The 25,092-nt window shown below is 58.9% G+C and carries 16 protein-coding genes, 3 tRNA genes, 3 rRNA genes and 2 pseudogenes; 16 read left to right on the top strand and 8 right to left on the bottom strand.

What is annotated here, in order from left to right:
* The first annotated feature begins 394 nt into the window (after window positions 1–394).
* The 11 genes from ABMD26_RS07710 (at window position 395) to rrf (ending at window position 12,048) form a co-directional block, all read left to right on the top strand.
* Window positions 395–2,119 (top strand): acetolactate synthase 3 large subunit, encoded by a 1,725-nt coding sequence (locus tag ABMD26_RS07710; RefSeq protein ID WP_354308826.1) that lies wholly within the window; start codon window positions 395–397, stop codon window positions 2,117–2,119.
* 2 nt (window positions 2,120–2,121) lie between these two features.
* The gene (gene ilvN, locus ABMD26_RS07705) at window positions 2,122–2,613 is read left to right on the top strand and encodes an acetolactate synthase small subunit (RefSeq protein WP_049858693.1); all 492 of its coding nucleotides are present in this window, start codon (window positions 2,122–2,124) and stop codon (window positions 2,611–2,613) included.
* Between the two features lie 47 nt (window positions 2,614–2,660).
* On the top strand, window positions 2,661–3,677 hold the full coding sequence (gene ilvC / locus ABMD26_RS07700; protein WP_049858694.1) for a ketol-acid reductoisomerase: 1,017 nt from the start codon (window positions 2,661–2,663) through the stop codon (window positions 3,675–3,677).
* Window positions 3,678–3,823: 146 nt separating this feature from the next.
* Entirely contained in the window at window positions 3,824–4,672 is an 849-nt protein-coding gene (pssA, locus tag ABMD26_RS07695) for a CDP-diacylglycerol--serine O-phosphatidyltransferase (RefSeq protein WP_192069138.1), read from the top strand.
* Window positions 4,673–4,737: 65 nt separating this feature from the next.
* Window positions 4,738–5,751, top strand: a complete 1,014-nt coding sequence (msrP, locus tag ABMD26_RS07690; protein WP_134723045.1) for a protein-methionine-sulfoxide reductase catalytic subunit MsrP — start codon at window positions 4,738–4,740, stop codon at window positions 5,749–5,751.
* The gene (gene msrQ / locus ABMD26_RS07685; RefSeq protein ID WP_134723044.1) at window positions 5,751–6,371 is read left to right on the top strand and encodes a protein-methionine-sulfoxide reductase heme-binding subunit MsrQ; all 621 of its coding nucleotides are present in this window, start codon (window positions 5,751–5,753) and stop codon (window positions 6,369–6,371) included. Before msrP ends, msrQ begins: the two co-directional genes overlap by 1 nt.
* A 509-nt stretch (window positions 6,372–6,880) precedes the next feature.
* Window positions 6,881–8,417: ribosomal RNA gene (locus ABMD26_RS07680) — 16S ribosomal RNA — on the top strand.
* A 65-nt stretch (window positions 8,418–8,482) separates the two neighbouring features.
* Window positions 8,483–8,559 (top strand) — tRNA-Ile (locus tag ABMD26_RS07675).
* 5 nt (window positions 8,560–8,564) lie between these two features.
* Window positions 8,565–8,640, top strand: a tRNA-Ala gene (locus ABMD26_RS07670).
* Window positions 8,641–8,890: 250 nt separating this feature from the next.
* Window positions 8,891–11,785, top strand: a 23S ribosomal RNA gene (locus ABMD26_RS07665).
* Window positions 11,786–11,932: 147 nt separating this feature from the next.
* Window positions 11,933–12,048, top strand: a 5S ribosomal RNA gene (gene rrf / locus ABMD26_RS07660).
* Together the 16S, 23S and 5S rRNA genes with 2 tRNA genes alongside form the textbook arrangement of a ribosomal RNA operon.
* Window positions 12,049–12,148: 100 nt before the next feature.
* On the opposite strand, the pseudogene ABMD26_RS07655 reads toward rrf, so the two are convergent.
* A pseudogene (locus tag ABMD26_RS07655) lies at window positions 12,149–13,063 on the bottom strand (LysR family transcriptional regulator).
* Between the two features lie 84 nt (window positions 13,064–13,147).
* On the opposite strand from ABMD26_RS07655, the gene ABMD26_RS07650 reads away from it, so the two are divergent.
* Window positions 13,148–13,930 carry an NAD(P)H-dependent oxidoreductase gene (locus ABMD26_RS07650; RefSeq protein WP_134721680.1) on the top strand — a complete coding sequence of 261 codons (783 nt, stop codon included), beginning with the start codon at window positions 13,148–13,150 and terminating at the stop codon, window positions 13,928–13,930.
* Window positions 13,931–14,192: 262 nt separating this feature from the next.
* Here ABMD26_RS07650 and mksF read toward each other — a convergent pair.
* The 3 genes and pseudogenes from mksF to mksB all read right to left on the bottom strand — a co-directional run bounded on the left by mksF (window position 14,193) and on the right by mksB (window position 18,966).
* Window positions 14,193–17,025: pseudogene (gene mksF, locus ABMD26_RS07645) on the bottom strand (Mks condensin complex protein MksF).
* Entirely contained in the window at window positions 17,022–17,687 is a 666-nt protein-coding gene (gene mksE / locus ABMD26_RS07640; RefSeq protein WP_049861792.1) for an Mks condensin complex protein MksE, read from the bottom strand. The pseudogene mksF and the gene mksE overlap by 4 nt, the downstream one beginning before the upstream one ends.
* A complete protein-coding gene (mksB, locus tag ABMD26_RS07635) occupies window positions 17,677–18,966 on the bottom strand; it encodes an Mks condensin complex protein MksB (protein WP_354308821.1) in 1,290 nt (429 codons plus the stop codon). Before mksB ends, mksE begins: the two co-directional genes overlap by 11 nt.
* A 159-nt stretch (window positions 18,967–19,125) precedes the next feature.
* Between mksB and ABMD26_RS07630 the strand changes: the two genes are divergently transcribed.
* The gene (locus tag ABMD26_RS07630; protein WP_354311807.1) at window positions 19,126–19,935 is read left to right on the top strand and encodes an energy transducer TonB; all 810 of its coding nucleotides are present in this window, start codon (window positions 19,126–19,128) and stop codon (window positions 19,933–19,935) included.
* A complete protein-coding gene (gene rimI, locus ABMD26_RS07625) occupies window positions 19,928–20,380 on the top strand; it encodes a ribosomal protein S18-alanine N-acetyltransferase (RefSeq protein WP_354308819.1) in 453 nt (150 codons plus the stop codon). Before ABMD26_RS07630 ends, rimI begins: the two co-directional genes overlap by 8 nt.
* Before the next feature lie 75 nt (window positions 20,381–20,455).
* On the opposite strand, the gene ABMD26_RS07620 is transcribed toward rimI, so the two are convergent.
* The gene (locus ABMD26_RS07620; RefSeq protein ID WP_134721684.1) at window positions 20,456–20,863 is read right to left on the bottom strand and encodes a serine kinase/phosphatase; all 408 of its coding nucleotides are present in this window, start codon (window positions 20,861–20,863) and stop codon (window positions 20,456–20,458) included.
* Between the two features lie 138 nt (window positions 20,864–21,001).
* Here ABMD26_RS07620 and can point away from each other — a divergent pair, with 138 nt between their 5' ends.
* The gene (can, locus tag ABMD26_RS07615) at window positions 21,002–21,640 is read left to right on the top strand and encodes a carbonate dehydratase (RefSeq protein WP_049861794.1); all 639 of its coding nucleotides are present in this window, start codon (window positions 21,002–21,004) and stop codon (window positions 21,638–21,640) included.
* Window positions 21,641–21,741: 101 nt separating this feature from the next.
* Window positions 21,742–22,266, top strand: a complete 525-nt coding sequence (sodC, locus tag ABMD26_RS07610; RefSeq protein WP_056844925.1) for a superoxide dismutase family protein — start codon at window positions 21,742–21,744, stop codon at window positions 22,264–22,266.
* A 94-nt stretch (window positions 22,267–22,360) separates the two neighbouring features.
* Here sodC and ABMD26_RS07605 read toward each other — a convergent pair whose 3' ends face one another.
* The 3 genes from ABMD26_RS07605 to ABMD26_RS07595 all read right to left on the bottom strand — a co-directional run bounded on the left by ABMD26_RS07605 (window position 22,361) and on the right by ABMD26_RS07595 (window position 24,897).
* Window positions 22,361–23,299: a 2-hydroxyacid dehydrogenase gene (locus ABMD26_RS07605; protein ID WP_354308816.1), complete on the bottom strand. Its 939-nt coding sequence runs from the start codon at window positions 23,297–23,299 to the stop codon at window positions 22,361–22,363.
* Window positions 23,300–23,405: 106 nt separating this feature from the next.
* A tRNA-Met gene (locus tag ABMD26_RS07600) sits at window positions 23,406–23,482 on the bottom strand.
* 119 nt (window positions 23,483–23,601) lie between these two features.
* Window positions 23,602–24,897 carry an NCS2 family permease gene (locus ABMD26_RS07595; protein ID WP_049861797.1) on the bottom strand — a complete coding sequence of 432 codons (1,296 nt, stop codon included), beginning with the start codon at window positions 24,895–24,897 and terminating at the stop codon, window positions 23,602–23,604.
* Window positions 24,898–25,092: the final 195 nt, after the last annotated feature.

Genomic DNA, 25,092 nt, shown 5'->3' with positions numbered 1-25,092 from the left:
GCGCCTTCTCTGAGGGTTGGTTACGCATGAAACTACCATAGCTCAGTAGCCAGGCAGGGTTTATTGCGCCGTTTGGGTGCAGGTGCGCAATAAAATGCACGCATCACTTGACTTGCAGCAGACGAATCACAACAATCCAAAGTCCGCTGTACAGGGACTGCCAGAAGCAGACCCACACAGCAGAGCACAGGCGCACACCAGCGCCGACCCGTAATACCCGCAACGCGTTACCTCGCGCTGGGTGGGAAAGCCCGTGACACTTGGGTGCTCCCAATACTTGCTCAGTCAGTGCTGACGTACGTCGGCGACCACCGTCGCTCATGCTCTGCTGGCAGTAAACCTATTAAGACCCGTTCCCATGGAGCGGTATTCTGGCGTTTTAGAGGTGAACAACGTGGAGCTTTTATCTGGCGCTGAAATGGTCGTCCGCTTCCTGCGCGACGAAGGCGTTAAGCACATCTACGGGTACCCCGGTGGTGCCCTCCTGCATGTCTATGACGCCCTGTTCAAGGAACCCGCAGTCGAGCACGTGCTGGTCCGGCACGAGCAGGCCGCAACTCACATGGCAGATGGCTATGCCCGCGCGACCGGCAAGGCCGGCGTGGTACTGGTGACGTCCGGCCCGGGTGCCACCAACGCCATTACCGGTATCGCCACCGCCTACATGGACTCCATTCCGATGGTGATCCTCTCGGGCCAGGTGGCCAGCACCCTGGTCGGCACCGACGCGTTCCAGGAAACCGACATGATCGGTATCTCCCGTCCCATCGTGAAGCACAGCTTCATGATCAAGCACGCCTCGGAGATCCCCGAAGTCCTGAAGAAGGCCTTCTACCTGGCGCAGTCCGGTCGTCCCGGTCCTGTGGTGGTCGATATCCCCAAGGACATGACCAACCCGGCCGAAAAATTCGAATACGTCTATCCCAAAAAAGCCAAGCTGCGCTCCTACAGCCCGGCGGTTCGCGGTCACTCCGGTCAGATTCGCAAGGCCGTGGAAATGCTCCTGGCCGCCAAGCGTCCGGTCATGTACGCCGGAGGTGGCGTCATTCTCGGTGGCGCCTCCGAGGCCCTGACCGAGCTGGCGCAGATCCTCGACCTGCCGGTGACCAACACCCTGATGGGCCTGGGCGCCTATCCGGGCATGGATCGTCAGTTCGTCGGCATGCTCGGCATGCACGGCAGCTACACCGCCAACCTGGCCATGCACCATGCCGACGTGATCCTGGCCGTGGGCGCACGTTTCGACGACCGTGTGATCAACGGCGCGGCCAAGTTCTGCCCGAACGCCAAGATCATCCACATCGATATCGACCCGGCCTCGATCTCCAAGACCATCAAGGCAGACGTGCCGATCGTGGGTCCTGTGGACAGCGTCCTGACCGAAATGCTCGCAACCTTGAAGGACATCGGCGAAACCCCGAACAAGGACACCGTTGCCGGTTGGTGGAAGCAGGTCGAAGAATGGCGTGGCGATAACGGCCTGTTCCCCTACGACAAGGGCGATGGCTCCAAGATCAAGCCGCAGAAGGTCATCGAGACGCTGTGCGAAGTCACCCAGGGCGACGCTTACGTCACCTCGGATGTGGGCCAGCACCAGATGTTCGCCGCGCAGTACTACCTGTTCAACAAGCCCAATCGCTGGATCAATTCCGGTGGCCTGGGCACCATGGGCTTCGGCTTCCCGGCGGCCATGGGTGTCAAGATGAGCTTTCCCGATGCCCACGTTGCCTGCGTGACCGGGGAGGGCAGTATCCAGATGAACATTCAGGAGCTGTCCACCTGCCTGCAGTACGGTTTGCCGGTCAAGATCATCCTGCTCAACAACGGGGTACTTGGCATGGTGCGCCAGTGGCAGGACATGAGCTACGGCGGTCGTCACTCGCATTCCTACGTCGAATCGCTGCCCGACTTCGTCAAGCTGGTCGAAGCGTATGGTCACGTCGGCATGCGCATCACTGATCTCAAGGACCTCAAGCCGAAAATGGAAGAAGCCTTCGCCATGACCGACCGTCTGGTCTTCCTCGACATCCAGGTCGACGTCGGCGAGCACGTCTATCCGATGCAGATCAAGGACGGCTCGATGCGCGACATGTGGCTCAGCAAGACGGAGCGGACCTGATTATGCGGCACATCATTTCACTTTTGCTCGAGAACGAACCCGGCGCCCTGTCGCGCGTGGTAGGGCTGTTCTCGCAGCGCAACTACAACATCGAAAGCCTGACCGTGGCGCCCACCGAAGACCCGACCCTGTCGCGTCTGACGCTGACCACGGTAGGGCATGATGAAGTGATCGAACAGATCACGAAGAACCTCAACAAGTTGATCGAGGTGGTCAAGCTGGTAGACCTGTCGGAAAGCGCTCACATCGAACGCGAACTGATGCTGGTCAAGGTCAAGGCCACTGGCGCCCAACGCGCCGAGATCAAACGCACCACGGACATCTTCCGTGGGCAGATCGTTGATGTCAGCAGTAGCGTCTACACCGTTCAGCTGACGGGCACCAGCGACAAGCTGGATAGCTTCCTGCAGTCTATCGGCACCGCCTCGATCCTTGAAACCGTGCGCAGTGGCGTGACCGGTATCGCTCGCGGCGACAAAGTGCTGAGCATCTAACTCAATTGGCGACTGGCCGAAACGGCCCAGATAACAGGTGATATTCAATGAAAGTTTACTACGACAAAGATTGCGACCTCTCGATCATCCAGGGCAAGAAAGTAGCCATCATCGGCTACGGTTCCCAGGGCCACGCCCAGGCATGCAACCTGAAGGACTCGGGCGTCGACGTCACTGTGGGCCTGCGCAAGGGCTCGGCTACTGTCGCCAAGGCTGAGGCCCACGGCTTGAAAGTTGCCGACGTCGCTACCGCCGTTGCCGGTGCCGACCTGGTCATGATCCTGACCCCGGACGAATTTCAGTCCCAGCTTTACAAGACCGAAGTCGAGCCCAACATCAAGCAGGGCGCTACCCTGGCGTTCTCTCACGGCTTCGCCATTCACTACAACCAGGTCGTGCCACGCGCCGACCTGGACGTGATCATGATCGCACCCAAGGCGCCGGGTCACACCGTGCGTACCGAGTTCGTCAAGGGCGGCGGTATCCCTGACCTGATCGCCATCTACCAGGATGCGTCGGGCAACGCCAAGAACGTCGCGCTGTCCTACGCTTCGGGCGTGGGCGGTGGTCGTACCGGCATCATCGAAACCACGTTCAAGGACGAGACCGAGACCGACCTGTTCGGTGAGCAGGCCGTTCTGTGCGGCGGTACCGTGGAGCTGGTCAAGGCCGGCTTCGAAACCCTGGTCGAAGCCGGTTATGCACCGGAAATGGCCTACTTCGAGTGCCTGCACGAACTCAAGCTGATCGTCGACCTCATGTACGAAGGCGGTATCGCCAACATGAACTACTCGATCTCCAACAACGCCGAATACGGCGAGTACGTGACCGGCCCTGAAGTCATCAACGCCGAGTCCCGCCAGGCGATGCGCAACGCACTCAAGCGCATCCAGGATGGTGAATACGCCAAGATGTTCATCAACGAAGGCGCCACCAACTATCCATCGATGACCGCCAAGCGTCGCAACAACGCCGCTCATGGCATCGAAGTCATTGGTGAGCAGCTGCGTTCCATGATGCCTTGGATCGCTGCCAACAAGATCGTCGACAAAGCCAAGAACTGATACAGTTCCAAGCGATGAAAACGCGGCCCCGGCCGCGTTTTTTCGTTATGGTGGCAAGCTTCTGGTATAAAGCTGCAACGTTTTGCGGTCGAACCCTCGACCCAGACGCCTGTCGAAACTTTCCACACCGTTGCAAGGTATTGTCCATGAGCGAACGTCCCCAAGAGCCAAACAAGGCTCCTGACGCCGAAAGCCTCCTGCCGATCGATGAGCATGTCGAAGAAGGGCATGACGCCGAAGGACGTAAAGTCCGGCACCGCGGTATCTATCTTCTGCCCAACCTGTTCACCACGGCGAACCTGTTTGCGGGTTTCTACTCGATCATCAACTCGATCAGCGCCCAGAGCGCCGGCAATGCTGCCGAAGCCAGCAAGTACTTCGCTTACGCAGCCATCGCGATCTTCGTCGCCATGGTCCTCGACAGCCTCGATGGCCGAGTGGCGCGCATGACCAACACCCAAAGCGCCTTCGGAGCGGAATACGATTCGCTTTCCGATATGGTCGCGTTCGGTGTCGCACCTGCACTGCTCGCCTTTGGCTGGGCATTGGGTGACATGGGCAAGGTTGGCTGGATGGTGGCCTTCATCTACGTCGCGGGTGCCGCCTTGCGACTGGCCCGCTTCAACACCCAGGTCGGTACGGCTGACAAACGCTATTTCATCGGTCTGGCCAGTCCTGCAGCGGCGGGTGTGGTCGCCGGTCTGGTATGGGCGTTCAGCGACTACGGCATCCAGGGCTCGAAGATGTCATTCCTGGTCGCCTTGCTGGTAGCCGCCGCAGGCATGCTGATGGTCAGCAACATCAAGTACAACAGCTTCAAGGAGCTGGATCTCAAGGGGCGCGTACCCTTCGTGGCCATCCTGGCGGTCGTGCTGGTGTTTGCCGTGGTGTTCAGCGATCCACCCCGTATCCTGCTGTTGATCTTCCTCGCCTACGCGGCTTCCGGTCCCGTACAGTATTTGTTACGCATGCGTCGTCACAAAAAGGCCGAGTAAATTCAATTTCCCGCATAATCCGTAGTCTCTTGGTATGTGAATACCGCCAGGGCTACGGAGGCATCATGCTCATCAAGCTACCGCGTGCTTCGGACTGCAAAGAGTCCGAAGTCACTCCCGAATCGATCTATCTCTCCCGCCGCTCGCTCATGGGCGCCACCGCAACAGCACTGGCCGTTTCGGCACTTCCTTCCTGGGCATCGGCTGCCGACCCGTCACGCTATGAAGGCGTCGACGCCAGCAGTGCGCCCGCCTGGCTGAATGACAAGCTGGGTCAAACCCGCTGGGGCGCGGTCACCGTGCAAGGCGAGGCGATCACGCCGTTCAAGGATGCCACCCACTACAACAACTTCTATGAGTTCGGCACCGGCAAGGGCGACCCTGCAGTCAATGCCGGCGCCTTGAAAACCGAACCCTGGTCGGTCGTGATAGACGGTGAGGTCGCCAAACCCGGGCGCTATGCGCTCGAAGACTTCATGAAGCCCTATCAACTGGAGGAGAGGATCTATCGGCTGCGCTGCGTCGAGGCGTGGTCCATGGTCATCCCCTGGATCGGCTTTCCCATCTCGGCCTTGCTCAAGCAGGTCGAGCCTACCTCGAAAGCCAAGTACATCCGTTTCGAAACCCTGCAGGATCCCAAGAGCATGCCTGGCCAGCGCTCCGGCTTTGCCTTGATCAACTGGCCCTATGTGGAAGGCTTGCGCCTCGACGAAGCGATGAATCCACTGGCGATTCTTGGCGTCGGCATGTATGGCCGCGAGCTGCCCAACCAGAACGGCGCACCTTTGCGCCTGGTAGTGCCGTGGAAGTACGGGTTCAAAAGCGTGAAGTCCATCGTCCGGATCAGTCTGGTCAGCGAGCAGCCCGAGACGACCTGGGCAAACCTTGCCCCCAGCGAGTATGGCTTCTATGCCAACGTGAACCCGGAGGTTGACCATCCACGCTGGACACAGGCCCGCGAACGACGCCTGCCCAGTGGCCTGTTCAGCCCCAATGTCCGCGAGACGGCAATGTTCAATGGCTACGGCGAGGAAGTGGCATCCCTCTACACCGGCATGGATCTGCGGAAAAACTACTGATGCGTTACCCGTTCTGGCGTTTGAGTGTATTCGTGGTCGCTTGCGTATGGCCGCTGTTGTGGCTGTACCAGGCGTGGATCTTTGCCTTGGGGCCCGATCCGGGCAAGGTGCTTGTCGATCGTCTGGGTCTGGGCACCTTGGTTCTGGTGTTGATCACCCTATGCATGACTCCTTTGCAAAAGCTGTCTGGCTGGCCGGGCTGGATAGCCGTACGCCGTCAGCTGGGCCTTTGGTGTTTTGCCTATGTCTGTCTACATTTGGCGGCTTACCTGTTTTTCGTATTGGGGCTGGATTGGAGTCAGCTTGGCGTCGAGTTGGTCAAGCGCCCCTATATCATCGTTGGAAGCCTGGCGTTCCTGTGTCTGCTGGCATTGGCCGTGACGTCCAACCGCTACAGCCAACGGCGGTTGGGTCGGCGTTGGAAGCAACTGCATCGCCTCATCTATGCAGTGCTGGGGCTGGGGTTGCTGCACTTCCTCTGGATCGTTCGTGCAGACCTCGAGGAGTGGTCGATCTACGCGGCCGTCGGCGCATTGCTGATGCTGCTTCGAGTTCCTGCCGTGGCGCGGCGTATTCCCCGCCTGGCGGGGCGAAAACCAGCTACAGTGAAAAAGGTTTGAATTAACGGTTGACGGCCTCTCAGATCTCTCTATAATTCGCCCCACTTCCGGCGCAGCCGAAACGATAAACGCCTTGTTAATCAATGAGTTAGTCGTTCAGCTAGTGAGGAAGTGCTTCGATCTTCAAGGTCGGAAGCGGTGAAAAAGGCAGTTGACAGCGGTTTTAAACGCTGTAGAATTCGCCTCCCGCTGACGAGTGATCGAAGCGAGTCAAGTGTTTGAAGTTGTTCAGTTTTCTGGAAAAATACTTCGAAATAAACGCTTGACAGAATATGAGGCCAGCGTAGAATGCGCGCCTCGGTTGAGACGAAAGAATCAACCCACCGCTCTTTAACAATTGAATCAAGCAATTCGTGTGGGTGCTTGTGAGTTAAGACTGTTAGTCAACAAGATTATCAGCATCACAATGACTCCACGAGAAATCAAAGAGTTACCTCGATCCTTCGGGTTCGAGTTTGCGATTGCTGAGCCAAGTTTATAGGGTTTTCTCAAAACCCGATTGCAGTATTGAACTGAAGAGTTTGATCATGGCTCAGATTGAACGCTGGCGGCAGGCCTAACACATGCAAGTCGAGCGGTTGAGGGAAGCTTGCTTCCTGATTCAGCGGCGGACGGGTGAGTAATGCCTAGGAATCTGCCTGGTAGTGGGGGACAACGTTTCGAAAGGAACGCTAATACCGCATACGTCCTACGGGAGAAAGCAGGGGACCTTCGGGCCTTGCGCTATCAGATGAGCCTAGGTCGGATTAGCTAGTTGGTGAGGTAATGGCTCACCAAGGCGACGATCCGTAACTGGTCTGAGAGGATGATCAGTCACACTGGAACTGAGACACGGTCCAGACTCCTACGGGAGGCAGCAGTGGGGAATATTGGACAATGGGCGAAAGCCTGATCCAGCCATGCCGCGTGTGTGAAGAAGGTCTTCGGATTGTAAAGCACTTTAAGTTGGGAGGAAGGGCAGTCAGCGAATACCTTGCTGTCTTGACGTTACCGACAGAATAAGCACCGGCTAACTCTGTGCCAGCAGCCGCGGTAATACAGAGGGTGCAAGCGTTAATCGGAATTACTGGGCGTAAAGCGCGCGTAGGTGGTTTGTTAAGTTGAATGTGAAATCCCCGGGCTCAACCTGGGAACTGCATCCAAAACTGGCAAGCTAGAGTAGGGCAGAGGGTGGTGGAATTTCCTGTGTAGCGGTGAAATGCGTAGATATAGGAAGGAACACCAGTGGCGAAGGCGACCACCTGGGCTCATACTGACACTGAGGTGCGAAAGCGTGGGGAGCAAACAGGATTAGATACCCTGGTAGTCCACGCCGTAAACGATGTCAACTAGCCGTTGGGAGTCTTGAACTCTTAGTGGCGCAGCTAACGCATTAAGTTGACCGCCTGGGGAGTACGGCCGCAAGGTTAAAACTCAAATGAATTGACGGGGGCCCGCACAAGCGGTGGAGCATGTGGTTTAATTCGAAGCAACGCGAAGAACCTTACCAGGCCTTGACATCCAATGAACTTTCCAGAGATGGATTGGTGCCTTCGGGAACATTGAGACAGGTGCTGCATGGCTGTCGTCAGCTCGTGTCGTGAGATGTTGGGTTAAGTCCCGTAACGAGCGCAACCCTTGTCCTTAGTTACCAGCACGTTATGGTGGGCACTCTAAGGAGACTGCCGGTGACAAACCGGAGGAAGGTGGGGATGACGTCAAGTCATCATGGCCCTTACGGCCTGGGCTACACACGTGCTACAATGGTCGGTACAGAGGGTTGCCAAGCCGCGAGGTGGAGCTAATCTCACAAAACCGATCGTAGTCCGGATCGCAGTCTGCAACTCGACTGCGTGAAGTCGGAATCGCTAGTAATCGCGAATCAGAATGTCGCGGTGAATACGTTCCCGGGCCTTGTACACACCGCCCGTCACACCATGGGAGTGGGTTGCACCAGAAGTAGCTAGTCTAACCTTCGGGAGGACGGTTACCACGGTGTGATTCATGACTGGGGTGAAGTCGTAACAAGGTAGCCGTAGGGGAACCTGCGGCTGGATCACCTCCTTAATCGACGACAACAGCTGGCTCATGAGCTCCCACACGAATTGCTTGATTCATTGAAGAAGACGATTGGGTCTGTAGCTCAGTTGGTTAGAGCGCACCCCTGATAAGGGTGAGGTCGGCAGTTCGAATCTGCCCAGACCCACCAATTATGGGGCCATAGCTCAGCTGGGAGAGCGCCTGCCTTGCACGCAGGAGGTCAGCGGTTCGATCCCGCTTGGCTCCACCACTTTTGGTGCTCCATCGTTGTCAAAGCTTAGAAATGAGCATTCCATCGGTTGATGGTTGAATGCTGATTTCTGATCTTTTTCAGAATCGTTCTTTAAAAATTTGGGTATGTGATAGAAAGATAGACTGGACAGACACTTTCACTGGTGTAGGTTCAGGCTAAGGTAAAATTTGTGAGTTGCTCTTTGAGTAAATGCGAATTTTCGGCGAATGTCGTCTTCACAGTATAACCAGATTGCTTGGGGTTATATGGTCAAGTGAAGAAGCGCATACGGTGGATGCCTTGGCAGTCAGAGGCGATGAAAGACGTGGTAGCCTGCGAAAAGCTTCGGGGAGTCGGCAAACAGACTGTGATCCGGAGATGTCTGAATGGGGGAACCCAGCTGTCATAAGACAGTTATCTCATGCTGAATACATAGGCATGCGAGGCGAACCAGGGGAACTGAAACATCTAAGTACCCTGAGGAAAAGAAATCAACCGAGATTCCCTTAGTAGTGGCGAGCGAACGGGGACCAGCCCTTAAGTTGGTTTGAGATTAGCGGAACGCTCTGGAAAGTGCGGCCATAGTGGGTGATAGCCCTGTACGCGAAAATCTCTTGTCAATGAAATCGAGTAGGACGGGGCACGAGAAACCTTGTCTGAATATGGGGGGACCATCCTCCAAGGCTAAATACTACTGACTGACCGATAGTGAACTAGTACCGTGAGGGAAAGGCGAAAAGAACCCCGGAGAGGGGAGTGAAATAGATCCTGAAACCGTATGCGTACAAGCAGTGGGAGCAGACGTTGTTCTGTGACTGCGTACCTTTTGTATAATGGGTCAGCGACTTATATTCAGTGGCGAGCTTAACCGAATAGGGGAGGCGTAGCGAAAGCGAGTCTTAATAGGGCGTTTAGTCGCTGGGTATAGACCCGAAACCGGGCGATCTATCCATGGGCAGGTTGAAGGTTAGGTAACACTGACTGGAGGACCGAACCGACTACCGTTGAAAAGTTAGCGGATGACCTGTGGATCGGAGTGAAAGGCTAATCAAGCTCGGAGATAGCTGGTTCTCCTCGAAAGCTATTTAGGTAGCGCCTCATGTATCACTGTAGGGGGTAGAGCACTGTTTCGGCTAGGGGGTCATCCCGACTTACCAAACCGATGCAAACTCCGAATACCTACAAGTGCCGAGCATGGGAGACACACGGCGGGTGCTAACGTCCGTCGTGAAAAGGGAAACAACCCAGACCGTCAGCTAAGGTCCCAGAAATCCTGGTTAAGTGGGAAACGATGTGGGAAGGCTTAGACAGCTAGGAGGTTGGCTTAGAAGCAGCCACCCTTTAAAGAAAGCGTAATAGCTCACTAGTCGAGTCGGCCTGCGCGGAAGATGTAACGGGGCTCAAACCAGGTACCGAAGCTACGGGTATCATCTTTTGATGATGCGGTAGAGGAGCGTTCTGTAAGCCTGTGAAGGTGAGTTGAGAAGCTTGCTGGAGGTATCAGAAGTGCGAATGCTGACATGAGTAACGACAATGGGTGTGAAAAACACCCACGCCGAAAGACCAAGGTTTCCTGCGCAACGTTAATCGACGCAGGGTTAGTCGGTCCCTAAGGCGAGGCTGAAAAGCGTAGTCGATGGAAAACAGGTTAATATTCCTGTACTTCTGGTTATTGCGATGGAGGGACGGAGAAGGCTAGGCCAGCTTGGCGTTGGTTGTCCAAGTTTAAGGTGGTAGGCTGGGATCTTAGGTAAATCCGGGATTTCAAGGCCGAGAGCTGATGACGAGTTGTCTTTTAGACGACGAAGTGGTTGATGCCATGCTTCCAAGAAAAGCTTCTAAGCTTCAGGTAACCAGGAACCGTACCCCAAACCGACACAGGTGGTTGGGTAGAGAATACCAAGGCGCTTGAGAGAACTCGGGTGAAGGAACTAGGCAAAATGGCACCGTAACTTCGGGAGAAGGTGCGCCGGTGAGGGTGAAGGACTTGCTCCGTAAGCTCATGCCGGTCGAAGATACCAGGCCGCTGCGACTGTTTATTAAAAACACAGCACTCTGCAAACACGAAAGTGGACGTATAGGGTGTGACGCCTGCCCGGTGCCGGAAGGTTAATTGATGGGGTTAGCGCAAGCGAAGCTCTTGATCGAAGCCCCGGTAAACGGCGGCCGTAACTATAACGGTCCTAAGGTAGCGAAATTCCTTGTCGGGTAAGTTCCGACCTGCACGAATGGCGTAACGATGGCGGCGCTGTCTCCACCCGAGACTCAGTGAAATTGAAATCGCTGTGAAGATGCAGTGTATCCGCGGCTAGACGGAAAGACCCCGTGAACCTTTACTATAGCTTTGCACTGGACTTTGAATTTGCTTGTGTAGGATAGGTGGGAGGCTTTGAAGCGTGGACGCCAGTCTGCGTGGAGCCATCCTTGAAATACCACCCTGGCAACTTTGAGGTTCTAACTCAGGTCCGTCATCCGGATCGAGGACAGTGTATGGTGGGTAGTTTGACTGGGGCGGTCTCCTCCTAAAGAGTAACGGAGGAGTACGAAGGTGCGCTCAGACCGGTCGGAAATCGGTCGTAGAGTATAAAGGCAAAAGCGCGCTTGACTGCGAGACAGACACGTCGAGCAGGTACGAAAGTAGGTCTTAGTGATCCGGTGGTTCTGTATGGAAGGGCCATCGCTCAACGGATAAAAGGTACTCCGGGGATAACAGGCTGATACCGCCCAAGAGTTCATATCGACGGCGGTGTTTGGCACCTCGATGTCGGCTCATCACATCCTGGGGCTGAAGCCGGTCCCAAGGGTATGGCTGTTCGCCATTTAAAGTGGTACGCGAGCTGGGTTTAGAACGTCGTGAGACAGTTCGGTCCCTATCTGCCGTGGACGTTTGAGATTTGAGAGGGGCTGCTCCTAGTACGAGAGGACCGGAGTGGACGAACCTCTGGTGTTCCGGTTGTCACGCCAGTGGCATTGCCGGGTAGCTATGTTCGGAAAAGATAACCGCTGAAAGCATCTAAGCGGGAAACTTGCCTCAAGATGAGATCTCACTGGAACCTTGAGTTCCCTGAAGGGCCGTCGAAGACTACGACGTTGATAGGTGGGGTGTGTAAGCGCTGTGAGGCGTTGAGCTAACCCATACTAATTGCCCGTGAGGCTTGACCATATAACACCCAAGCAATTTGCGTCGAAGACCAGATTGCGGTGACTGTGGAGATGACACGAACCGAAAGTTCGCAGCAAGACAACCCACAAATATCACATACCCGATTCGCTGGAGTGCCCCCCAAAGGGCATCCTGGCTACAGAATTTCTTGACGACCATAGAGCATTGGAACCACCTGATCCCATCCCGAACTCAGCAGTGAAACGATGCATCGCCGATGGTAGTGTGGGGTTTCCCCATGTGAGAGTAGGTCATCGTCAAGATTCAATTCCGAAACCCCTATCTGCGCGAGCAGGTAGGGGTTTTGTCTTTCTCGAGGCAAAAATAACGACCCTGGAGGGTGTTTTTTTGCAGCACGCCTGCCTATGGATCTGTGCCTTTATGCAGTCCAGAGGTGATGAGATCGCGCAGCCATATGTGGCCAGGGTCTCGATGCAGTCTTTCCGGCCACAACATGAGCATCTCAAAACCTGGAATAGCAAGTGGAGGTGTCTGGACGTGCAGCGCTGGCTCATCCTGCACAAGTCTTTCCGGCACCACTGCGACCAGGTCACTGTGAGCCAGTGCTGAGACAAGTGAGTTGAAAGTGGACACGGATAGAACGACTTTGCGTTCCAGGCCTTGGGCAGCCAGTGCCTGGTCAGTACTGCCGACGAAGCCAGCGCCATTGGGTGACACCACGGCGTGTTCCAGACCACAGAATGCCTCAAGTGAAAGCGGGGTTGCCAATGCGGGATGACCTCTACGCCCTGCCAGCACATAGCGTTCGTGAACCAAAGACTTGTGACGCAGTTTTGGTGGTGCTTCATCGCGGGTGTGCAGGGCCAGATCAATCCGACCATTTTCAAGGTCATCGGCGAGGCTGAGGGGACTCTTGTTCAACAGCACCAAGCGGGTGTCCGGTGCCAGGCGCCTGAGCACCGCCAATGATGGCCAGACCAATGCGGTCACGGCGTAATCACTCGCAGCGATTTTCCAGGTGTGATTGGACAGTGCAGGCTCGAATGGGGCGCTGGGGCTCAGCGTCGCTTCCAAAGCCACCAGCGCTTCACGCAACGGTCCGCGCAACTCCTTGGCCCGCTCGGTAGGTGACATCCCTCGCGGGCCTGGCAGCAACAAAGGATCGTCCAGAATCTCTCGCAGCCGGCCCAGTTGCAGGCTGACTGTCGATTAAGCCAGATTGAGGAGTCGGGCGGCACGCGTGACGTTTTGCTCGGACAGCAGTGCATCCAGCGTGACCAGCAGATTGAGATCCAGGCGGCGCAAGGTATTGTGCATGTAAATACCAGATGTTTCGGGAATTCATTTCTATCATAGCGAGCCAGTCGCTACCGTGTGGCCTTCATTTACTCGGAGCTCCACATGAAGCTGCTGCTTGTCTACGCTCATCCTGAACCTCGATCCCTGAATGGCTCACTCAAGGATTTCGCCATCGCTCACCTGAAAGCCGGGGGGCACGAAGTAGTCGTTTCGGATCTGTACGCCATGGGTTGGAAAGCGCCTCTGGATACCGACGATGCGCCTGGCTATGACAACCAGGCGCCTTTCAACCCTGCGCTTGAATCGCAGCGTGTATTCGCTGCGGGCACGCAGCCGCTGGACATCGAGAGAGAACAGGAAAAGTTGCGTTGGGCGGACGCCGTGATCTTTCAGTTTCCACTGTGGTGGTTCTCGATGCCTGCAATCCTCAAGGGCTGGATCGAGCGCGTCTATGCCTATGGGTTTGCCTACGGCGTTGGCGAACACAGCGAAAGTCATTGGGGTGATCGCTACGGCGAAGGCAGCATGATGGGAAAGCGCGCCATGTTGGTGGTGACCATGGGCGGGTGGGAGCCTCATTACAGTGATCGAGGCGTGAACGGTGCGCTGAATGATCTGCTTTTCCCCATTCAACATGGCGTGCTTTTCTATCCTGGGTTCACGGTGATGCCGCCTTTTCCGATCTACAAAACAGGCAAAATGGACGCGACTCGGTTCGAACAGGTTTGTGAAGCCTACGCAGTCCGCCTGGATAATCTGTTCAATGATGAGCCGCTGCGATTTCGTCGCCAGAATGGTGGGGACTATGAGATTCCGGCGTTGACTCTCAAGCCGCATGTTGCGCCTGGGCGTAACGATCTGGGCATCCATATGAGTGACGACTGAACGCTCGAAGGGTTGAAAAAGTCGAGTTCACGAAGACGTCGAACCGGAGAATGCCGCCAGCTTGCATCTGCTGGAGAAGCTTAGATTTGCCCACGAAGGTACGTTGCGCGATGTCGAATACAAGGGTGGGTGCTACATCAGCCTGCACCAGTTGAGCCTGATCAAGACCGACCCGGCGGCGGTTGAGCTGATCAGACCGGCGAGTGGTTGAAGGCTTCAAAAAAAAGCCCCGCTGTTGCGGGGCTCGTTCATTGCGTTGCGTTTACCGAGTTGCCTCGCTTTCGAGTGCAGCGACCGCTTTCGTCAGTTCGTCGTGACGGCGGATGAATTTCCAGTCCGCTTCATCGATGTAGATGCCTTCGGCGCTACTACCGCCTTCGAGATCGATGGCTACGTGAGCGGATACCTGTGGTTTCACGCTCGCCAGAATCGGTGTGAAACCCAGTTGCTGGCTGGTTTCCAGCAGGGCGGCCTGGTTGCGTTCGTCGATATCGGCGGCCTCGTCGAGGTAATAGGGCAAACGGATGCGGCCGGCCTGATCGCGATCCATCAGGTGCAGCAACAGGTACATGTTGGTCAGCGCCTTGATGGTCATTGTGGTGCCGTTGGAGGCGGCGCCATCGATGTCCGTGTGGATGACCGGTTGACCGTTGATCTTGGTGATTTCGAAGGCCAGTTCGAACAGGTCCTTGAGGCCGAGCTGGTTATGATTGGCCGCGACCATGCGGGCCAGGTATTCCTTGGCCTCCTCGTTCTTGCTGTCCTGCTCGGCGCTCTGGTTGAGGTCGAATACGGAAAGGGTTTCACCTTCCTCGTATTGGCCTGCGCTGTGGATGATCTGGTCGATGTGCTTGAGGGCGTCCTTGTTGGGTGCGAGCACGATGCGGAAGCTTTGCAGGTTCGACACCTGGCGCTTGTTGATCTCGCGGTTGAACAACGCCAGCTGATGTTCGAGGCTGTCGTAGTCGCTGCGGATGTTGCGCAGGGTCCGGGCGATGTCGGTGACGGCGGCGCGTCGAGCCTTGCCCAGGGTCAGGGCCTCGTCGGTGCGATGGGCATAGGCGTTGATCAGCAATTGCAGGCGGCGCTCGACGTTGTCTTCGCTGTCGAACTTGGCCACGCCCTTGAGGCGCACCTGGGCGTACAAAGCTTCGATCTGTCCGTCGACACGTTGCAGGCTCTGCCAGCTGTCCTGATAGTCATTGAGCAAGGGCAGCAGGTTGTCCATCGAGTCGTCGATCAGCTCCATGAAAGGCGTGCCGAATGGCAGATCGGCCGGGAGCAGGTGGCGGCGGCGCAGGGCATCGTCCAGGGTGCGCTGTTTGCTTTCCAGGTCGGCGATCTGCCGGCCCACCAGCTGCAGCTTGGCAGACAGCTGTCCGACGCGCTCGGTGAAGGCGTCGCTGGAGCGCGCCAGTTCGTCCTGGGCCGCTTCGAGTTGGGCAAGCTGTTCGAGTTTGGTCCTGCTCTTCGCGGCTCAAAGTCTGGCTGCGACGGTAGTCTTCCAAGGCCTTCTGGGCGTCCAGAACCTCCTGGTACAGCGTCTCGGAGCGCGACTTGCTGGCCGAAAGGTCCGCGGCAACGGCCTGCTGGGTCTTGAGTTGCTGCAACTCCTTTTCCAGGCGCGCACGTTGCTCGCGCAGGGCGGCGCGATCAGCCAGGGCCTGCAACACCGGCGGTTCGATGGTGGACAGGTCGATGGAGAGTCCGGGCAGTTCGAAGCGCTCGCCCTTGAAGCGGTCAAGCACAGTCTGCACGGTGTCGACCCAGGCGTTGCCGTCATCCAGGTCCAGGCCTCGTGGACCGGTGGGCAGGCTGAACAGCGCGCCGTTGAACAGGCGCATCAGGCGGTCGACATCCTGCTGCGAGAACTCTTCGCGCAGGCGCGCGTAGCTGTTGTTGTCGGCATGCTCCAGTTGCTGGCGAATGGACTTGAGGCGCTGCTCGACGTCGCCGACCCGCTCCTGCAGGTCCTGTGCGCTGAACTGCCGAGACTGCGCCAGGGCGCCGGCCAGTTCGTCGTGGGCATCCTTGGCAGCCAGCAGCTGCTGCTCCAGCATCCGTACGTCGGTGACCAGCGCGAAGCGATTCTTGAGGACCGAGAGTTCGCCGAGCCAGCGCTGGATGGTCGAGATTTCGCGCTCCAGGCGCATGAGCTCCTGGGTGCTGCCGCGCTGATTGGTCTGTAGCACATCCTGTTCGTTGCGGTAGTGCTCGGACTGGATGACCAGTTCTTCCTTGCGTGCGCCGGCATAGTCCTGCCAGGTACCCAGCAGCCCATCCAGGATCGGCGAGAGACGGTGCAGCTTGCCGCGCAGGCCGTCGCGCTGGGCGACGCCATTGGCCAGTGCCTCGACCAGCGGGCCGGCAGCGACCAGGGCGTTGTAGTCCTGCTCCATGCGGCGTACGTCGCGGAAGGCCTCTTCACAGGCGGCGATGTAGTCGACGCTGCCCGAGCGCAGGCTGTGCTCGAAGGCATCGAGGAACAGCTGCTTGAGTTTGGCTGCGGTGATTTCGCGCATGTGCAGCAGGTTGATGAACAGGGCGCGGAAGGTTTTCAGGCTCTGCTCGCTGGTCGAGCGCAGGGGGATCAGGGTGAGGTCGAGCGGTACGCTGGTGTGGCCGCCGACCAGCAGGCGACGCAGCTCCTCGGGTTTGAGCTCATAGGCCTTGAGGTTATGGCGTTCGAGATTGCTGAACAGCTCTTTCTGGCGCAGGCAGGTACCGTCCTGCTGGTAATGCGCCAGATCCAGTTCGCCTGCATAGGCAAAGAACTGATGACCGAAGCCCCCACCAGGACCGCGACCGACGACTCCGATGACATGGGGGCCGTGGGCCAGGACGACTTCGCAGAGGATGTAGCTGGTATCGGTGGCGAAATAGAAGCGACGCGACTGCTCCAGGGTGTACTTGCCGAAGCTCATGTCGGACATGCGCGCCAGGATCGGGAACTGCAGGGCGTTGATCGAGGCGCTCTTGCCCAGGTTGTTGGCGCCATAGACCGACAGCGGCTGCTCCAGCGGGAACAGGCCCAGGCTGTAGCCGGCAGTGTTGAGCAAGGCGAAGCGGCGGATGCCGTAGCGTTCCTGGGTCATGCGTCGAGCTCCTGTCGCTCTTGGGCTATGGCGAGGGCCAAGGCCTGTTCGTCGCTGATGTCATCGCCCTCATCGGTGTCGTCACCGGCCAGCATCGGCACCGGCAGGGGCAGGGCGCTGTGCAGGCTGGCGGCCAGGTCGCGGTCCTGCTGCACCGATAGGCACACGTCGAGGAAGCGGTGCATCGGCGCCAGGAAGCGATAGATGCCATTGTCTTCGGCGGTGAAGCCGAGTTGGGTCATGCGCCGCAGGATCTTCTCTTCCAGTTCTTCTTGGGTCTGCACTTCGGCCTGCAGGAACAGGTCGCGGTATTTGTCCAACAGGGCCGGCAGTTCGTCGCGGCCCAGGCTGCCGCCATCGAGTACGGCAATCGGATCGCGGCCTTGATCGGCCAGGTGCTCTACCAGGATGAAGGTGAACAGGGACAGACGCTGAGCGGTCTTGTTGACCTGAGCGGCGGCCAGCTCTGGAACGAAGTAGTAGAAGCCGCGGGTATCGCAGACCAGTTCGAAGCCCAGGGCCTTGAACAGGCCGCGGTACACGTCCTGCAGGGTCGAGAGTTGCGAGTAGAGCTCCGGGTCGCGGCGGCTGATGTGAAAGCCTTTGAGCAGCTCGCGAAAGATCGGCGCCAGGTGGGTCAATTCGTTGAGGTCAAGATGCATGTTCGGTGCTCGCGGAGTGTGCCGGGGTGACCGCTGTGGCGGGCTCGGCGCTGGAAAGCAGGGCGAAGGAGCGCAGGCTCAGCTGGTGCTCGCGGGTATGGTAGTCACGGCGTTCGAGGCGTTGGCGGGCAAAGCGCTTGTCCCGTGACAGGCGCGAGAACCAGTACAGCAGCTCATCGGTGGCGCCATCGGGTTCCTGATCGAGCAGCCAGAGCATCAGGTCGGGCATCGGCAGGGCGTTTTCGCAACGTTCGAGCATTTCCTTGACCGTGCGGGGTGCGCGCTGGCTGCCTGCGATGTCGCTCTTGTGCGCCTTGGGGAAGGGCGCGGGCTTGGCTTCGAAGCGGGCGAGGGCGTAGACGTAAGCTTCGACCTGGCTGGCGCTGCCCAGAAATGTGCTCTGCGGACGGCTGAACAATGGCAGGGCGGCCTGGGGGACGGCGTCCAGGCCTTTGCGGCGAATGGCCGAGAGTGCGAGGGCTGCGCCGCGGGTCACGGCGTTGTGACGGCGTGCTTCTTCGCGCAGGGGCAGCAGCAGTTCGCGGGCATGGCGCAGGGTCAACTGCGCGCACGTCTGCATTTCGAGAATGCGCGCGTGGGTGCGCAATAGCATGTCGTCATCGACCAGGTGACCAAGGCGCTGCTGTTCACCGAGCAAACGCAGCAGCACGTTTTCGACCTTGCGCACGCCTTGCTCGAAGGCGCCGTCGGCGTTGACCAGTTGGATCATGGGTTCGACGTATTCATCCCATGTCGCGAGGACCTCGGCGTAGCGCTGGCGCAGGTCAACCTGGCGATCGCGGGTCTTGGCCCGCTCGGCCACGGCCACCAGCGCCTGTTCGTCATTGGCCAGTTTCTTCAGCACATCGCGCACGCGCATGTCGAGCAGTCGCAGCTGGCGAGCCAGGTCGTTGCCATCGCGAATGTCGAAGGCATCCTGGATGTGCCCGGCCAAACGTTCGAGGTGGCGCAGGTAGGCTTCGATCTCCAGGCACAGGCCCAGGCGGTGTTCGCGGCGCAGGTAGGCGAGGAAGTCGTGGATCTGCGCATTGAGCTCGAAGCGGTTGGGGCTTTTCGCTACAGGTACCAGGATGTCCAGCCGGATCCAGGTGTCGAGCAGGCTGGTGATCTCCTGGGCAGTGCTGTCCAGGCGTTGGGCAGCCAGCTGCTGACGCAGCTCGACAAGGCTCAGGGTACCTTGGTCGAAGTGCTCGCACAGCGGCTCCAGCAGGGCCCAGTGGTCGGCGAGGGCGCGCAGCACGCGCTTGGGTTCGATCATCGGCTGGTCGACTCGTGCCAGGTTAAAGGGTCGCGATTGTACTGCATGATGGGGCGGGTTTTGGTGCTGCGCGCGAGCGCTTGTGTAAAACGTGGCGGCACATCGTGTCGAACATCGGTAGAATCCACCGCCTCGACTTACCCACAGATGGCTGACCCTTTGCTCAACGAGTCCCGTCGCCGCGCCTATCTGGACGCCATGCAGGTAGTGCATTGGCTGCCCCGTACCGAGCTGCCGTTCGCAGCGCCTTCGCGTGCCTGTGTACTTGCGCATGTCGAGGTGCTGCCGTCGCCTCTGGAGCCTGGCGAGCAGGCGGCGGTGACCTCGGCGTTGCCGAATGCTCCGCGCGCGGTGGAGCCTGCGCTGCCCGATCCGGCCAAGGTTCAGCGGCCCAGGATCGAGGTGCCGCGGCCCAGCGTTGCACGACCGGCCGTGACTGCTGTGACCGAAGAGGTCGTCGAGGCGCCGGTCGCCAAACCGGTCAGTCCGCCCCCGCGCTTCGCCTTGCAGGTGCTGCGCGCCGGTCCTTGCCTGGTGCTGGTGGAGCTGGCGACGGGTCAGGCGTTCCAGAGCCGCGATCCTTCGTACCTGCTGCTCAAGGATATGCTGCGCGCTGCCGGCCTGCCCGATGCGCCGCAGATTCTGGGCGAGCCGATCCGCTGGCCGTTTCTGCAGCGCGGCCAGTTGGACCAGGGGCCGGATGCGGCCTGCGATTTCGTACAGGGCTTCGTCATGGCGCAGCTGGAGCAGGCGCCGTGCACGTGCCTATGGTTGGTCGGGCTGCCGGCAATTCGTTTTGCCGGGCGCGCCAATGCCGAAGATTACAACCGCGAGCTGGAAGTGGAAGGGCTTGGGCTGGCCTGGGCCGTGCCGGGTCTTGAGCTGTTGATGGATGAACCCGAGCGCAAGGCTGCCGTGTGGCAGGCGATGCGCCGTCTGCTACCGCGTTGGAAAAACCGTGATGAGTGATGCCGTAAGCTTTCGCCGAATGACCGAAGCGGATCTGGATGCCGTACTCAAGATCGAATTCGCTGCCTACACCCATCCGTGGACGCGTGGCATCTTTCTCGATGGTTTGAAATCATACGAAATCTGGTTGATGTTCGACGGCCAGCAACGGGTGGGGCATGGCGTGCTCAACGTCATCATCGACGAAGCTCATCTGCTGAACATCACCGTGAAGCCGGAGAACCAGGGTCGTGGACTGGGTTTGAAGTTGCTTGAGCGGCTGATGTCGCGAGCCTACGAGCTGGGCGGGCGTGAGTGCTTTCTGGAACTACGCGCCAGCAATCAATCGGCGTACCGACTGTACGAGCGCTATGGCTTCAACGAAATCGGCAAGCGACGGGACTACTACCCCATGGCCGGTGGGCGCGAGGATGCGCTGGTCATGGCCTGTACGTTGTTCGAGTGACTGCTTTGTTCAAGTAAGCGCCACCGATCACTGCCCTGCATGAGCCTGGTAAAGTGATCGGTGTGGACGCCGGCCTCAGCGTTTGCCGTCGAGCGGATCGATCAGGGCCAGTTCTTCTTCATCCAGGCCATCGCCGCCGCCAATGTCATCTTCATCGACGAAGCTCAGTTCCTGGTCAGCGGGACCGCTTTCGCCTGGCTCGTTGGGCGAACGTGCGCCGTCTTCGTGGATCAGTGTTTCAGGGCTCAGGTCGTCGTCGGTTGGATTGTGATCATCCATCGAGGCGCCGGTCAGGCCTGCTTCGCGTACGCGCTCTTCAGGGACAAGCTGCTCCAGCTCGTCGGCGGGGATGGTATCGCCGATCCTGCCGGTGGGACCGTCCGTGTCATCGAAATCCAGCTCGCGGACTTGGCCCATGCGATCTTCGGTGTCGTCGATCGGGTTGGGTTGTGGCGCATCGTAGGGGCGATGGGAGTCAGTCATTACGGCAATCCTCTGGTGTGTGTCTAGATAGGGTTGACCCTCGTGCGGATGGAAAGATTCAGCGTGATTTGTCGGGACCGACCGTGACCTTGTGCGGCGCTGGCCAGTCATAATCCAAATCATTCTTGAGGCTTGAACATGCATGATCTACAGGAACTGATCGACAACAACGCGCGCTGGGCCGAGGCGATCAAGGAAGAAGATCCGGAGTTCTTCGCCAAGCTGGCGCGTCAGCAGACCCCGGAGTTTCTCTGGATCGGCTGCTCGGACGCGCGGGTGCCAGCCAACGAGATCGTGGGCATGCTGCCGGGGGATCTGTTCGTGCACCGCAACGTGGCCAACGTGGTGCTGCACACCGATCTGAACTGCATGTCGGTGATCCAGTACGCGGTCGATGTGCTCAAGGTCAAACACATCCTGGTGACCGGCCATTACGGCTGCGGCGGCGTGCGCGCAGCGATGCAGGATCGCCAGCTAGGCTTGATCGATGGCTGGCTGCGGACCATTCGCGACCTGTACTACGAGCACCGCAAGGTGCTGGCGACCTTGCCGACCGAGGAGGAGCAGGTCGACCGTCTGTGCGAACTCAACGTCATTCAGCAGGTGGCCAACGTCGGGCATACCAGCATTGTCCAGAACGCCTGGCACCGCGGTCAGGAGCTGTCGGTGCATGGCTGCATCTATGGCATCAAGGATGGGCGCTGGAAAAGCCTGGACGTGACCATCAGTGGCTTCGATCAACTGCCGCCGCAATACCGACTGCGCGCGCTGGATTGATGGGCAGGAACGAGTGGGCCCGATTCGGGTTCTGAACTGGATGGGGTGGCGACGCGAGTCGCGGCCCTACCGGTAATCAAACGCGAAGCGAAGGAGGCACGATGAAGTCTTATGGCTGGCTTGCACTGATGGCTGCAATGTCGATCGGTAGCGCCAATGCGGCATCCAAGGAAGTCCAGATGAATCTGGTCAGCGCCGAGGGCGCGCCGCAGCCGATCGGCACGGTGATGATCGAGGAAACGCCGTACGGGCTGGAGTTCACGCCGCAGCTCAAGTCGCTGCCCGCAGGCGTGCATGGTTTCCACGTGCATGCCAACGGCAGCTGCGCGGCGGCGATGAAGGACGGCAAGATGTCGGCTGCGGAAGCGGCGGGCGGACACTTCGATCCACAGAAGACCGGCAAGCACCTGGGCCCCTATGATGCCAAAGGTCACTTGGGGGATCTGCCCGCGATCTACGTGAATGCCGATGGCACCGCGACCTATCCGGTGCTGGCGCCGCGCTTGAAGAAATTGAGCGAGGTGGAAGGGCATGCGTTGATGGTACATGCCGGTGGTGACAACCATTCCGATTCACCGGCACCGTTGGGTGGTGGTGCGGCGCGGATGGCTTGTGGGGTGATTTGATCTTTGTGTGAGGTCGGGGAGCGGTGGTGCGGCCTTCGCGGGCAGAGCCCGCTCCCACAGGGTACAGGGTGTTTGCCGTGATGCATGGTGGTGGTTAGAGGTGGACGGGTGTGAGCACTGGTTCGCCATTGAAGAATGCGCTCAGGTTGCGTTCTACCATTGTCACCGTGTCTCGCGTGGCTTCTGGTGAGAGGCCTGCCACGTGAGGCGTCAGGACGACGTTGTGCAGCGTCTTGAAGGCGTCTGGTACGTTGGGCTCGTCGTCGAACACGTCCAGCGCCGCACCGGCTATTGCGTTGTTTTGCAGAGCCGTCAGTAGATCGTCCGTCGCCACTACGCTGCCGCGGGCGATGTTCACGAGAAACCCTTGCGGCCCGAGCGCTTCCAGCACGCTGGCGTCGACAATGGCGCGGGTTTGCGCGCCGCCTGGTGTGGCAATCACCAGAATATCGCTGACTGCGGCCAACTCTACCGGGCTGGCGCAGTACCCATAGTCGACATCATCGCGTTGCGTGCGGTTGTGGTAGTGCACGCTCATGTCGAAACCCAACGCGGCGCGCTTGGCGATTGCCAGGCCGACGGCTCCCAGCCCGATGATGCCCAGCCGCTTGCGGGCCACCGAAGGGCGCATGCTCTTGACCCACTCGCCACGCCGGACCGACGCATCGGCGCGCGGGATATCGCGCATCAGGGCCAGCAAGAGCGCCAGGGTGTGGTCAGCCACCGAGGATGCATTCACCCCAGCGCCGTTGGTCACGGTCAAGCCGTGTGCCTTGGCGGCTGACAGATCGACGTTCTCGTAGCCTGCGCCCAGTACGCAGATGATGCGCAGCTTAGGGAGAGCCGCCATCTCTTCCGCCGTCAAACCCAACGGGCCACGGGTGAGCACGGCATCGATGCGGTCCGCGTGGTCGGCGATCGCCTTGGCACGCTCGGCAGGCGAGGGCGCCATGATCAGGTCGTAGCCTTGATCTTCGAGAATCGACACGTAGTCGTTGATGGTTTCGACCAGCACCAGCACCGTTGCGCGCATGTAGACCTCCGGGGTGGGAAATGAAGGTCATGGTAGCAAGTTGTGGTCATGTGGAAATGCGCGCATAAAAAAAGGGCCTACCTTTCGGTAAGCCCTTTTTCGTACTTGGTGGCTACACAGGGACTTGAACCCCGGACCCCAGCATTATGAATGCTATGCTCTAACCAACTGAGCTATGTAGCCAAGTGGCGCGCATTATTCGCTTGAAACGGGATTGTGTCAACACCCCTTTGCAAAATATTTATGCGCGCGATCAAACGCTTAGGCCATGCGCGGGTACAAGGGCACGCGCGGCGCGGCGATCAGCCACCGAACCAGCCCAGCTTGATGACGAAGATGATCGACAGCACGACCAGTGCCGAATTGAGTTCGCGCCATTTGCCGCTCAGCAGTTTGACCGCCGTCCAGGTGATGAAACCGAACGCGATGCCGTTGGCGATCGAGTAGGTCAGCGGCATGGCCAGCGCGGTGACGACGACGGGTGCGGCCACGGTGATGTCGTCCCAATCGATTTCTGCCAGCCCCGATGCCATCAGTACCGCCACGAACAGCAGCGCGGGGGCGGTGGCGAATGCTGGAACGCTGCCGGCCAAGGGCGCGAAGAACAGCGCGAGGAGGAACAGGCAGGCGACCACGATGGCGGTCAGGCCGGTTCGCCCGCCGGCGCTGACGCCCGCTGCCGACTCGATGTAGCTGGTGGTGGTCGAGGTGCCCAGCAGCGAGCCCGCCAGTGCGGCGGTGCTGTCGGCGATCAGGGCGCGGCCCATTTTCGGCATGTGGCCGTCCTTGCCCATCAGGCCGGCACGTTTGGCCACGCCGATGAGGGTGCCTGAGTTGTCGAACAGATCGACGAAGAGGAAGGCGAAGATCACGCTGATCAGGCCGACGTCGAACGCTCCCTTGATGTCCAGTTGCAGGAAGGTCGGCGCCAATGATGGCGGCATCGATACCACGCCGCCGAACGGCGTGATGCCGAGCACGATGGACAGCACGGTGATCAGCAGGATGCCGATCAGCACCGAGCCGCGGACCTTGAGCGCTTCCAGGGCGACGATGATGAAGAAGCCGAGGATCGCCAGGACCGGCTCGGGTTTCGACAGGTCACCCATGCCGACCAGGGTGGCCGGGTTGGCGACCACGATCTTGGCGTTTTGCAGTGCGATCAGCGCCAGGAACAGGCCGATGCCCGCGGCGATGGCTGAACGCAGTGGCAGTGGAATGCTGTTGATGATCCATTCGCGGATGCGAAAGATCGACAACAGGAAGAAACACACCGCCGAGATGAACACCGCGCCCAGTGCGACCTGCCAGCTGTGGCCCAGGTGCAGGACCACGGTGTAGGTGAAGAACGCATTGAGGCCCATGCCCGGCGCCAGGGCGATCGGGTAGTTGGCGATCAGGCCCATGATCGCCGAGCCGATGGCCGCCGCCAGGCAGGTCGCGACGAACAGGGCACCCTTGTCCATCCCGGTTTCGCCCAGGATGCTGGGGTTGACGAACAGGATGTAGGCCATGGCCAGGAAGGTGGTGACCCCGGCGAGGATTTCCGTGCGCACGGTGGTGTTGTGCGCCTTGAGCTTGAAGAATGAGTCCAGCATGTTGCTCCCCTGGGGCGATGGACGCCGGATCGTGCGGCGACGGTGTGTGTAGCGAGCCAGCCTGAGTGAGCGTTGGCGTGTGCTGAAACATAACTGTGTGGTCAGCTTTTGCGGTTTGCGTGTAGCAGGTTCCGGGCCATGTCATTGGAGGCAGTGTTTGCGCGCCATCGGTAATGCGTTACGGCTTTCGTGCCA

The sequence above is a fragment of the Pseudomonas sp. PvP001 genome (genome assembly GCF_040546375.1).
Classification (GTDB): Bacteria; Pseudomonadota; Gammaproteobacteria; order Pseudomonadales; family Pseudomonadaceae; genus Aquipseudomonas; species Aquipseudomonas coleopterorum.
Note: the sequence above shows the minus strand (reverse complement) of the source record. Positions and strands in the feature narration are given on the sequence as shown.